The organism is Blautia parvula (assembly GCF_020215665.1).
In the GTDB taxonomy this organism is placed as follows: domain Bacteria; phylum Bacillota; class Clostridia; order Lachnospirales; family Lachnospiraceae; genus Blautia; species Blautia celeris.
This window is the reverse complement of sequence record NZ_CP084061.1, coordinates 5,953,513-5,965,733: the sequence shown is the minus strand read 5'-3', so window position 1 is coordinate 5,965,733 and position 12,221 is coordinate 5,953,513. Positions and strand designations below refer to the sequence as shown.

At 49.9% G+C, this 12,221-nt stretch carries 10 protein-coding genes; all 10 read right to left on the bottom strand.

What is annotated here, in order from left to right:
* The gene (gene rlmN, locus LC508_RS26990) at positions 1-1,047 is read right to left on the bottom strand and encodes a 23S rRNA (adenine(2503)-C(2))-methyltransferase RlmN (RefSeq protein ID WP_103731675.1); all 1,047 of its coding nucleotides are present in this window, start codon (positions 1,045-1,047) and stop codon (positions 1-3) included.
* Between the two features lies 1 nt (position 1,048).
* The gene (gene rsmB, locus LC508_RS26985; RefSeq protein ID WP_033139072.1) at positions 1,049-2,401 is read right to left on the bottom strand and encodes a 16S rRNA (cytosine(967)-C(5))-methyltransferase RsmB; all 1,353 of its coding nucleotides are present in this window, start codon (positions 2,399-2,401) and stop codon (positions 1,049-1,051) included.
* A 12-nt stretch (positions 2,402-2,413) separates the two neighbouring features.
* Positions 2,414-3,349, bottom strand: coding sequence for a methionyl-tRNA formyltransferase (gene fmt, locus LC508_RS26980; protein WP_103731674.1), 936 nt, complete (start codon positions 3,347-3,349; stop codon positions 2,414-2,416).
* A complete protein-coding gene (gene def, locus LC508_RS26975; RefSeq protein ID WP_033139074.1) occupies positions 3,346-3,825 on the bottom strand; it encodes a peptide deformylase in 480 nt (159 codons plus the stop codon). Before def ends, fmt begins: the two co-directional genes overlap by 4 nt.
* Positions 3,826-3,856: 31 nt before the next feature.
* The gene (priA, locus tag LC508_RS26970) at positions 3,857-6,082 is read right to left on the bottom strand and encodes a replication restart helicase PriA (RefSeq protein ID WP_103731673.1); all 2,226 of its coding nucleotides are present in this window, start codon (positions 6,080-6,082) and stop codon (positions 3,857-3,859) included.
* Positions 6,083-6,111: 29 nt separating this feature from the next.
* Positions 6,112-7,572: a UDP-N-acetylmuramoyl-L-alanyl-D-glutamate--2,6-diaminopimelate ligase gene (locus LC508_RS26965; RefSeq protein WP_033139076.1), complete on the bottom strand. Its 1,461-nt coding sequence runs from the start codon at positions 7,570-7,572 to the stop codon at positions 6,112-6,114.
* Positions 7,573-8,138: 566 nt separating this feature from the next.
* Complete coding sequence (gene arcC, locus LC508_RS26960; RefSeq protein WP_033143126.1) at positions 8,139-9,068, bottom strand: carbamate kinase; 930 nt, start codon at positions 9,066-9,068, stop codon at positions 8,139-8,141.
* A 245-nt stretch (positions 9,069-9,313) separates the two neighbouring features.
* A complete protein-coding gene (locus tag LC508_RS26955; protein ID WP_103732099.1) occupies positions 9,314-9,790 on the bottom strand; it encodes a threonine/serine exporter family protein in 477 nt (158 codons plus the stop codon).
* Positions 9,787-10,572, bottom strand: coding sequence for a threonine/serine exporter family protein (locus LC508_RS26950; RefSeq protein WP_033143127.1), 786 nt, complete (start codon positions 10,570-10,572; stop codon positions 9,787-9,789). The genes LC508_RS26955 and LC508_RS26950 overlap by 4 nt, the downstream gene beginning before the upstream one ends.
* A gap of 31 nt (positions 10,573-10,603) precedes the next feature.
* Complete coding sequence (locus tag LC508_RS26945; protein ID WP_158587229.1) at positions 10,604-12,145, bottom strand: helix-turn-helix domain-containing protein; 1,542 nt, start codon at positions 12,143-12,145, stop codon at positions 10,604-10,606.
* Positions 12,146-12,221 lie beyond the last annotated feature (76 nt).

Genomic DNA, 12,221 nt, shown 5'->3' with positions numbered 1-12,221 from the left:
CTACGAATCCTCTTTCTTATCGATATAACTTTTTCTTAATTGTCCACAGGCCCCATCGATATCCCGGCCCATTTCTCTTCTAATAGTAACATTAATTTGGTATTTTTCAAGTTTATTTTGAAAATTCCCGATAACTTTTTTATCAGAACGGACGTAACTGCGCTCTTTTATGGGGTTCACAGGTATGAGATTCACATGACAGTTCAGGCCTTTGAGCAGCTGTGCCAGGCGCCTTGCATCCTCCTGGGAATCGTTCTCGCCGCCCACCAAAGCGTATTCAAATGTGATGCGCCGCCCGGTCTTTTCATAGTAATTCCTGCAGGCGTTCAGCACCTGTGTGATGGTATATTTTTTAGCGATGGGCATAAGAGCTTCCCGCTTCTCCTGGCTGGACGCGTGGAGCGATAAAGCCAGTGTGATCTGCAGCTTTTCATCTGCCAGCGCCTCCATCTTGGGTACGAGCCCGCAGGTGGAGACTGTAATGTTTCTCTGACTGATATGAAGACCGTTTTCATCGCTTATCATATGTATAAAGCGAAGCAGGGTATCATAATTGTCAAGAGGTTCACCGGTACCCATGACCACCACATTGGATACCCGCTCGCCGCTGGTTTCCTGAATCCGGTATACCTGCTCCAGCATCTCTGCAGGCGTCAGGTTCCTGGTCCATCCGCCTATGGTGGAGGCACAGAATCTGCAGCCCATCTTACACCCCACCTGTGAGGAGATACATACACTGTTCCCATGCTTATACCGCATGAGCACACTTTCCACCACATTGCCGTCATGGAGGGCAAAAAGGTATTTCTGTGTGCCGTCTATCTTAGATGTCTGCACATCCAGAGCCGTAAGCGTGGTGAGAATACAGGACTCCTTTAATTTCCCGCGGAACGTCATGGAAAGGTTTGTCATCTCCTCAAAGCTCTTGGCCAGTTTTACATGCATCCACTCATAGAGCTGTTTTGCCCGGAATGGTTTTTCTCCCAGAGCTTCCACAGTCTTTTTCAATTCTTCCAGGGACTGAGACTTTATATCTGTTGGTTCCATTCTATTCTATCCTTCTAAGCCTTGCCAAAAAGAATCCGTCACACTTATGGACTCCCGGCAGAAGCTGTAAATATCCTTGTTTTGTAGTTTCGCTTCTCAATTCCTCGCAGAGAAAATCATCGATACTCTCCAGTTTATACGGGTACTCCCTGGTAAACCAGAGCACATTTTCCAGATTCTCCTCCCTGCATACTGTGCAGGTGCTGTACAGAAGTATACCGCCGGGTTTTACATAGCAGGCTGCCTGTTCCAGAATCTTCCGCTGAAGCTCCACAAGCTCCTCCTGCTTTCCCGGCGTGATCTTGTACTTGATGTCCGTCTTTTTTCCCATAACACCCAGACCTGAACACGGAACATCTGCCAGGACAAGGTCAGCTTTTTCCACAGACTCATGGTCAAACACGGTAGCGTCGTGTACTGAGACACTGATGTTAGCCATGCCCATACGCTCCACGTTTTCACGGATCAGGTCCGCTTTCTTCTCACTTACATCCCTGGAATCCACCATACCGGTTCCCCGCATTTTATCTGCCACGCAGAGGGACTTTCCTCCAGGAGCTGCACAAAGGTCAATGACAAAGCTGCCTTTCTGCGGATTGGCTGCCTCACCGGCCAGCATGGAGCTTACATCCTGCACCTGGATATTTCCCATGCGGAAGGCAGTCAGCGCAGGCAGATAATCATAACCGCTCAAATAATAGGCATTGTCTGCATAGGGCGCTTTCTCCACCTTCACGCCCTCTTTTTTAAGGCTCTGTATCACCTGCTCCCGGTCCGTGAGATATTCTTTTATACGGACGGTCACTGGGCGTTCTTCCATGGAGGCCTGAAGCATTTTCTCCGTATTCTCAAACCCGAACTGGTCCATAAAACGAACGACCAGCCACACAGGCATGGAGTAGGTCACGGAAAGGTACTCCACCTTATTCTCCCTGCCCGGAAAGGGGATTTTTTTGTAATCTCTGGCAATTCCCCTGAGAACCCCGTTCACAAATCCTGTCAGATTGTAAAATCCCTTTTTTCTTGCCAGCTTAACCGCCTCGTTGCATACCGCGCTGTCCGGAACGTTGTCCATATAAATAAGCTGGTATACACTGCTTCGCAGAAGCTCCCGGATCAGAGGTTTCATCTTCTCCACCTTCACTTTTGAGAAGTAATTGATGATATAATCAATCCGTATCTGGTTCTCCTGGGTTCCCTCACATACTCTGGTGATGAATGCCCGTTCTGTCTTCTCCAGATACTGGTATTTATCCAGCGTGCCGCGTATGGCAATGTGACTGTACTGCCCCTCTTTGTTTATTTCTAATAGTATTCCTAAGATTAACTCCCTTATATTCACTCTGCCTGTCATTTGTTTTCCTCTTTACTCCCCAAGGATACATCCTTTATCTACTGTATATCCCCGCAGAAAAGCTGCGGTATCCATTCTTTTCTTTCCTTCCAGCTGCAGCTCCTGAATGAGCAGAAGCCCATCTCCTGTTTTTACCAGCAGCCCCTCTTTCCCGGCCTCCAGAATTTCTCCCGGAACGCCATTGCCTGCCTCGTGGACTACAGAAGCGGTCCACAGCTTCAGGTTTTTACCGTTCACGGATGTGTATGCGCTGGGCCATGGATTCAATCCGCGGATGAGCTGCTCAATCTCTTTTGCCGGGCGCTCCCAGTTGATCTTTCCCATCTTCTTGTCAATCATGGAAGCATAAGCCGTGGTACTTTGTTCCGGCTGCTTTTCAAAGACGGCAGTGCCATTTTCCAGTTTTACCAGCACCTCTGTACAGAGTGCGGCACCTGCTTTGCTTAACTTGTCAAACAGACTGCCGCCGGTCTCCTTTTCCTCCAGAGGGACTACCACTTTATCTATCATATCACCGGTGTCCAGGCCTTCACTCATACGCATGATCGTGACGCCTGATTCTTTGTCCCCATTGATGACAGCCCACTGAATAGGCGCTGCCCCCCGGTAAGCGGGTAAAAGAGAGGCATGCACATTGATGCAGCCATATCTGGGCATATCCAGAATTTCCTTTGAGATGATCTGCCCGAAAGCAGCCACCACGATCACATCCGGTGCGATCGTCCTGAGGGTTTCCACAAACTCCGGGTCCCGTACCTTTTTCGGCTGAAATACAGGAATCTGATGGGCAAGGGCTACCTCCTTCACCGGAGTGGGCATCAGGCTTTTTCCTCTGCCCTTGGGCTTATCCGGCTGTGTTACCACGGCTGCTACCTCATGACCGGCTGCAATCAAGGTTTCCAGCGTACCCACGGCAAAATCCGGGGTACCCATAAAGACTACTCTCATTCTTCATCCTCCTCATAGCTGTTCCTGCGAAGCTCGCCCTCCACCAGTTCTGTATACATTTTTCCCTGGAGATGGTCTGTCTCATGGCAGATGGCCCTTGCCAGCAGCTCCGTTCCCTCCAGTTCATATTCTTCCATATCCTCATTGAGCGCTCTCACCTTCACGTAATTGGGGCGAGTCACAGTACCTGACATTCCCGGAAGGCTCAGACAGCCCTCGTCCCCGGTCTGGGTGCCGGATGTCTCAATAATCTCGGGATTGATCAGCACGTGAGGGTCCTCCCCTGTGGTGTCGATCACCACGATCTGTTTCAGCACGCCCACCTGGGGAGCTGCCAGGCCCACTCCATAGGCGTCATACATAGTCTCAAACATATCTTCAATGAGTTCTTTCAGCTTTGGTGTCATAGCCTCCACTTTTCTGCATTTCTTTGTCAGTATACTGTCTCCCTGTGTTCTGATATTTCTCAGTGCCATATCTCTTTTTTCTCCTTTTCATTCTGACTGATCATATATTAAAATCAAACTGGATAAACATTTTGTCAAATCCCTTATTTACCGCAATATACCGTTCCAGACAGTCCTTGATCTGTACCAGAGTCCTGCGGTTTCGGTGTCTCATATAGAGCACCATCTTATACATATCCTGGACCTTTGACACGCTCTCAGGCGCCGGTCCGATGAGGATCAGATCCTCTCCGGGATATATCTTCTCTATATATTTTTTACAATAAGAAAGCCCCTGATACAAAAGATTTTCATCTGCGCAGGCGCCCCGCACAGCCGCCATGGCTCTTGCGGGGGGATAGCCCATGAGCATCCGGTAGGAGATCTCCTCTCTGTAAAATCCGGGATAGTCCTGTCCGGCTGACGCCCGGATACTGTAGTGCTCCGGCTGGTATGTCTGTATCACTGCTTCTCCGGGCTTTCTTCCTCTTCCCGCACGGCCCACAGCCTGGGTCAGGATCTGGAAAGTTCTCTCTCCTGCCCGGAAGTCCTCCCCATTTAGGGAAAGATCCGCTGCAAGAACCCCCACAAGAGTCACATCCGGAAAATCGTGGCCCTTTATGATCATCTGGGTACCCACCAGCACATCTGCCTCTTTTCTGGCAAAAGCGGCCAGTATCTTCTCATGGTCGTCCTTCTTTCTCGTGGTATCCGCATCCATTCTGAGCACCCGGGCCTGTGGGAACAGACGGTGTACCATCTCCTCGATTTGCTGAGTCCCCGCCTTGAAGCCTCCGATAAAAGGAGAACCGCAGGAGGGACATTTCTGCACATCCGGGATGGTGTAGCCGCAGTAATGGCAGATCAATTTTCCGTTTCTGTGGGAAGTCAGTGAGACATCACAGTGAGGGCATTTCATCACGTGCCCGCAGGAACGGCAGCTTACAAAACCGTTGTATCCCCTGCGGTTCAAAAACAGGATCACCTGTTCCTTTTTCTCCAGCCTCTCCCTGATCTTTTCCTGGAGAAGTGTGCTGAAGATGGAACGGTTCCCTGCCTTCAGCTCCTCCTTCAGATCCACAGTGTACACTTTTGGCAGCGCCCGGTTTTCATACCTGCTGTCCAGGGTCAGAAGCTGGTAGGAACCGTTCATACCTTTCTCATAGCTCTCCAGAGAAGGGGTGGCGGAACCCATGACGATCCTGGCATTTTCCACCTGTCCTCTTTGGACTGCCACTTCCCTGGCATGGTAGCAGGGTGTCTTCTCACTTTTATAGGAAGACTCATGCTCTTCGTCAATGACAATCAGCCCCAGGTTCGGAAATGGGGTAAACAGGGCCGAGCGCGGCCCCACCACAACAGAAATCTCCCCCTTTCTGGCCAGCTCAAACTGGTCAAAACGCTCTCCGGCTGACAGGCGGGAATGCATAAAAGAGACACCCGAACCGAATCTACGGCTGAAACGTTCCACCGTCTGATAGGTAAGGGCAATCTCCGGGATAAGGACAATGACCTGCTGTCCTTTTGCAAGGACCTCCTCGATCAGTTCCATATAGACTTCCGTCTTGCCGCTGCCTGTGACACCGTAGAGCAGTGTGGGACGCGGTGTCTCTGATTTCCACTCATCCAGAATCTGATCCACCGCTTCTCTCTGGCAGGCGTTCAACTCTTTTTTGATGATATCCTGCTGTTCTGTATGCACCGGATTTCTCCAGATCCGCTCACTCTCCACGGAAATCATGCCCTTTTCTTCCAGGCCGCGGATCACAGAAGGGGAGGCCTTCCACACACTCACCGCCTGTTCATAGGGCATAGGAGACTGTTCGAGAAGACCTGTCATGAGACGTGCTTTTGCTTTAAAATGCTTTTTTTCACACGCCTCCAAAAACAGTCGTGCCTCCCCGGGGGAAGCCTTCAGTACCAGAAATTTCTTCTCCTGTTTTTTCTTTTTCTCCTTAACCGGAAGCACCGTTTTAAGGGCCTGGTTCATGGTGGAGCCATAGTTTTTGGCGATCCATGATGCCAGGGATATGAGCCGGGATTCAATGGGAATCCCCTGGCTCTCAGGCCCCAGGATCTGTTTCATCCTGGAAGCCTCCACCTTGGGCTGTCCGGTTATGTCTATGACATAGCCGGTAATCTCCCTGCCGCCGTTTCCGAAAGGGACTCTTACCTTGGTTCCTATCTGAATGTCGTCCTGCAGATGTTCCGGAATCTCATACTGAAACGTCCGATCCAGCTTTTCCTGGGAGATATCCACTATGATATCTGCATATAATCTGCTCATATATCCACTCCGTATTCCGGCCGGCCCCTTCAGGCCTGCTCTGCCAGAATATCCCTGATCAAATCCCTCTCATCCATGGGATATTTCTTTCCTTTGATTTCCTGGTAATCCTCATGGCCTTTGCCTGCAAGCACAATGATATCACCCGGCTGTCCGTGACGGATCGCATAGGCAATGGCTTCTTTTCTGTCTGCGATCTCCACATAATGGCCCGCTGTTTTGCTGATCCCGATCTTAATGTCATCTATAATGGCCTGCGGCTCCTCATCCCTTGGGTTATCTGAGGTTATGATGGTCAGGTCAGCCAGACGGCCGGATACTTCCCCCATTTCATAACGACGGAGCTTGGAACGGTTTCCGCCGCATCCGAACAGACATACGAGGCGCGCAGGCTCATACTCCCGCAGGGTGGTCAGCAGGCTCTCCAGACTCATAGCATTATGGGCATAATCAATCATAAGGGTAAAGTCATCGGAGACTTTGACCATCTCAATCCTTCCCTTTACCTTAGCCGCTTTCAGGGCTTTCTGGATATTTTCCACACTGACTCCGAAATGACGGCAGATGGCAATGGCCGTCAGGGAATTGTACACGCTGAATTTGCCGGGAAGGTCAATCTCCACCGGAAAATTCATGAGTCCTTCTGCCTGATAGGCAATGCCCAGCGTGCCCTTTCCTGTGACCAGGTGCAGGTCTTTTGCCCGCAGGTCAGCCTTCTCACTGAATCCAAAGGTTTCCAGACTGCAGGTATGGCCCTCCAGTACCTTTTCCAGATGTTCATCATCCGCATTCACAATGCCGACTCTGCACTGTTTGAACAGCATGCCCTTGCAGTGCATATAATCTTCAAAGTCTTTGTGCTCATTCGGGCCGATGTGGTCCGGTTCAATATTGGTGAAGATTCCCAGGTCAAACAGAAAGCCCGCGGTTCTGTGGAGCATCAGGCCCTGGGAGGAAACTTCCATGACCACGCTGTCGCATCCGGCCTCCACCATCTCTGCAAAATATTGCTGTACCACATAGGATTCCGGAGTCGTATTGGCTGCCGGGATGACTTTGTCACCGATAATGGCTTCAATCGTGCCGATCAGACCCACTTTGTGGCCTGCATTTTCCAGAATGGATTTTACAAGGTAGGTGGTTGTGGTCTTTCCCTTTGTTCCTGTGATGCCGATGACTTTAAGCTTCTCGGCCGGGTGCCCGAACCATGCCGCAGAGATGCAGGCCATGGCATACCGGCTGTCCGGCACTTTTATCACAGTCACGTGCTCCGGTACAGCCACATGGTCCTGTACGACCAGAACAGAGGCGCCCTTTGCAGCAACGTCCTCCGCGTATTTGTGTCCGTCGGACACGGCGCCTTTGATACAAATAAAAAGAGAGTCTTTATCCGCTTTTCTGGAATCAAAGACTACACTCCTCACTTCTGTGTCCAGGCTTCCCTGTACACATATATATTCAAGGTTTTGTAAAAGTTCAGTCAGTCTCATTCTCAATCTGTCCCCTTTCATAATTGTTCAATCAAATCTGCGTAATTTACTGCGCTGATTGTATATAAGAGCAGCCGCAGCAGGTATTTGCCCCATCGCAAAGCGATTTTAGACGGGCTGATATCCGTAATGATTCAGACAGATGAATCGTCTGCCCTTTTCATGGAAGCCGGAAGCAGGTATGCTGCTGCCGGGAATGGTGAGGTGTACGGGGTGCCCTTTGGAATATAGAATAACATAGGGGTTGTTGTGGAGGCAAGGGTTTTGTGGAAAATGGGTGGGTGGGGGAAGTAAAGTCTTGTGGCTGGGGGACGGGATGAGGGGAGGGGCGGTTCAGGGATTGGGCTTTAGTTCTTTTGTATTATAGTATGGGTATTATGAGGACTCGGTCATAGCTTTGGTATTTGGTTCACCACATCGTTGCTTATTCGTAACTGTTCAGTCAGGTCTGCGCATTTACTGCGCTGACCGTGCAAAAGAGTAGTGGCGGCAGGTATTCGCCCCATCGCGAAGCGATTTTTAATGGGCGAATACCCGTAACGATTCAGCTGGCTGAATAGTTACGCTTACTCTATGATGGTGCCGGTTTTGCCCAGGTAGGCGGGCTTGGCTTTTTCTATGGAGGTGATGACTGCACGGCGGCCTTTTTTCTTTTCGACGAAGTTTACGGAAGCTTCTATTTTGGGGAGCATGGTGGAGGGCTCGAACTGGTCCTCTGACATGTATTGTCTGGCCTGGGCGGTGGTGATGTGGTCCAGGTACTGCTCGGTGTCGGATTTGTAGTTTAAGGACACTTTCTCTACGCTTGTGAGGATGAGGAGCTCATCTGCGTCCAGCATCTCTGCAAGCTTGCCGCTGATCAGGTCTTTTTCGATGACCGCACTGGCTCCGTGAAGCTCTTCACCCTGTTCCAGAACGGGGATTCCGCCGCCGCCGCAGGCAATGACGATCTGGCCCGCATCCGCCAGGGCCCGGATGGCATCAATTTCCACAATGTCCTGAGGCTTCGGTGCTGCTACGATTCTGCGGTAGCCGCTGCTGGTCTTTGTCACGTAGTTTCCTTTTTTCTCCTCCGCTTCCGCTTCCTCTTCGGTCAGGGTCCTTCCGATCACTTTTACCGGTTCGTGGAAGGCGTCATCGTAGGGGTCTACTGTGACCTGGGTGAGGACTGTGCTCACCGGTTTGTAGATGCCGCGTCTTAAAAGCTCTGCACGGATGGCGTTCTGTACGTCATAGCCGATGTAGCCCTGGCTCATTGCCGCGCAGACAGACATGGGCACTGCGGTGTAGTCAGGATGTACCTTTCCGAATTCGTTCATTGCTGTATGGATCATCCCCACCTGGGGAGCGTTGCTGTGGGTGATGATCACCTCTGCTCCAGCTTCCACCAGATCGGCGATTATTTTTGCTGTTCTTTTCGTTGCATTTTTCTGTTCTGGCAATGTGGTACCTAATGCTCTGTGTCCCAATGCCACTACTACTCTTTTTTTTGTCATATTAAAGTACCCCTTTTCAAACTGGTGTGATGATATTATTATAACAGGGCGCCGAAAAAAAGCAACCGTGGAAAAGAAAAAACCCGATACTCGCGTATCGGGCCTTTTCAACTTGAGGGGGGAGATAGTGAGTGGTTTATCAACTATCCAAGACCTATTATAGGGAAAAAATGTGATGAAACTATGACGATTTTCTAAAATAAAACGAAAAACTCTAAAGAAATTTTAAATGAAACTGGAAATAATCAGTTTTTCCTCCTGTTTTTTCCCTTGAATATCCGGTTGACCCGGTTGATGGTTTTCTGAGGTATCTCAAATACAAACACGATTCCAAGCACCATGGCCAAAGCGATTCCGATGGTCTGTCTCCCGTAGTACAGGCTCTGGGCACTCTCCTGCATCAATGTATAGTAGACCGTTCTGTAGATGCCGATTCCCGGTACAAGTGGAAATATGCCGGCAATGAGAAACAGTGTGACCGGGCATTTTCTCACAGTGCTTCCGATGCGTGAAGCTGTCACAATAAAGACTGTGGCGATAAAGCTTCCCGTCACGGCACTCATATGGAAGGGATTGGTGCAGATCCAGCAGATCAGCCATCCCAATCCGCCTATGGTCCCGCACAGGGGATAATGTTCCTTCGGGACGGAAAACAGCACGGAAAAAGCCACAGTACCCAAAAACGCAGCCACGAACTGCGCAGCACCTTGTATCATGATCATAAAAGTACCCCTCCTGTCACTTTGTAATAGAGCATGTACATAAGGCCCACCCCAAGAGCAATGCCCAGAGCCACCAGCAGGGTATCCAGCATCCGGACACCGCCTCCGATATAATCACCGTCCGCAAAATCCCGGATGGAGTTCACAAAAGAGACACCCGGTACCAGGGGCATGATGGAACCCACAAGGATGCTCCCGTAATTTTCTCCGATTCCCAGACGGTAAAAGACCACAGCCAGAAAGGAAGCCCAGAATCCTCCCAGTAAGTTCAGTACGATTTTTGATGTCTTCTTCTCTCTTTTTTCCAGCGCAACCAGAAGCACGTACAGTAAAAAACCTGACAAAAAGGCTGCCGCTGCATCCCAGATGCCGCCGCCCAGCACATAGCAGAAGCTGGCAGAGCCTACGCCTGATGCCAGAATCCTTGTAATATTCTTTTTACCCGGCATCTGCTTAATGGCTTCCAGACGCTCCCAGGCCTCCTCCACGGTATATCTGCCCTCCACGATTTCCCTGGAGAGCTGGTTCACGGCTGCCACCCGGTTAAGTCTGGCAGAATTGATGGGAATATGCCTGACCTGGGCATAAATGTCCTCCCCTTTGCTCTCCGCAGTCAGAAATATCCCGGTGCTCATCACAAAGGCACTGCATTTTTCTATTCCATAGGCTTTGGCGATTCTCTGTATGGTCTCCTCCGCCCGGAAGATTTCCGCCCCGGCATCCAGCAGGGTCTTGCCGGCCTCCATAGCCAAATCCAGGATCTGTTTATCTCTGCTCTCCATAAATGCACTCCATCTCTATTTCCTCTTCTTCTCATTTTTCCCCGCTTTTGGAACCGTATTCCTCCATGATCCGGAAGGATAACAGCAGATACAGCCTCTCCTCCGGATCCTCCAGGTTCAGATGTATCAGTTCCCGTATCCGCTCCATCCTGTTTATAAAGGAGCTTCTGTGTATGTACAGCGCCTTGGCGGATGCCACTGCATTATACTGCAGACGCGCATAAGTTAAAAGTGTTTTATAATAGGAAGTTTCATTTTCCCTGTCATACCGGTACAAGGACAGCAGCTCCCTGCTGCAGAGCTGTTCCGGTAGAAAATTTCCCACACCGTATTTTAACAGAAAATCCAGGGCATAATCATCAAATTTGTGATAACAATAGGTAAAATTTTTTCTAAGGCCCATCTCCATGGCAAACTCTGCCTGCCGGTAAGCGCTGCGCATGCAGGAAATATCCGTGAACTCCCGGCTGCAGCCGGCTGCCAGCACACTCTCCCTGAGAAAATACACCATTTCCTTGTGAAATTCCAGATCCGTGGATTTTGAAAACATATTCCGGTTAAACAGCATGGCAATGTCCCCGTTATGCGTCACACAGTATGCCCCGGGCCACATCCGTTCCATCTGTGAACAGAGATACCTCATATTATATGCCTTTCCTCTTTGAAGGATATTCTCACGGATGGTGAGCATATAGTAAACGTCTCCCGGCAGATTTTTGTTAGCCCACAAAAGGCGCAGAAGCTCGCCCTCGTCCGCCCCGTCTGTCTCCAGACATTTTTTCATCATGTGATGCAGGTCAGCCAGTCGCGGAGACCCAAGCTCAAACCCTCCGCACTGGTCATAGAGCTGTTCCACATAACCGGCAAGGTGGTTAAAAACCGCCTTCTCATATTCTGTCTTTTCCTCACTCTGGCCCTCCTCGATCAGAAGGGACAGGCGGCCCACATAAGCACCCTCATGATATATATTTTTATAGATCACCACTTCGCCTGCCGTATAGACAAAAGCCTCTTTTCTCTCCTCCAGTTCCTTGAACCCCGGCATGCTGGTCAGATCATTGACATCATCCAGGGGAAGCTGGTTCATATCATCCACGAATTTGCGGCGCATACCCTCATCGCTTGTGTATGCGATATATTTAAAATCCCCGTCCATAAGTGCAGCCGGTTCCGGAAGCACACTCCGGCAGCTGTCCAGGATCTCCTGATATCCCACATTTCCGCCTACTATCCTGCTGAGCTTTTCGTCCCAGGTATCAAAGGTATCAAATATCTCTGTCAGCGCATTGAACAAAGTCCGCTCCGATATCCCTGCATCCAGAAAGACTGCGTCGTTCCCCCCACAGTCAAAGCTCCCGTTAGGATAACCTGCCAAGAGAAGGACGCAGCCTGTCAAATGCCTGACACAATGTAGAGCATTCTCCGCGTCCACAATGACAGCCCTCCCCTCCGTATAGACAGAAGGCTCATAAAAGACAGGGCGTCCCACAGAATATTGTTGTGAATATTGTGCATGATTTATTTTAAACCGTTTGGACAACTGGTAATATATCATAATACTGTTCAGTCTCATATATACTTCTCCTTTTTTCAACCCATCATACACATTGTACACCATCCGACAAAAAAAGCAATCAGATTCATGGATT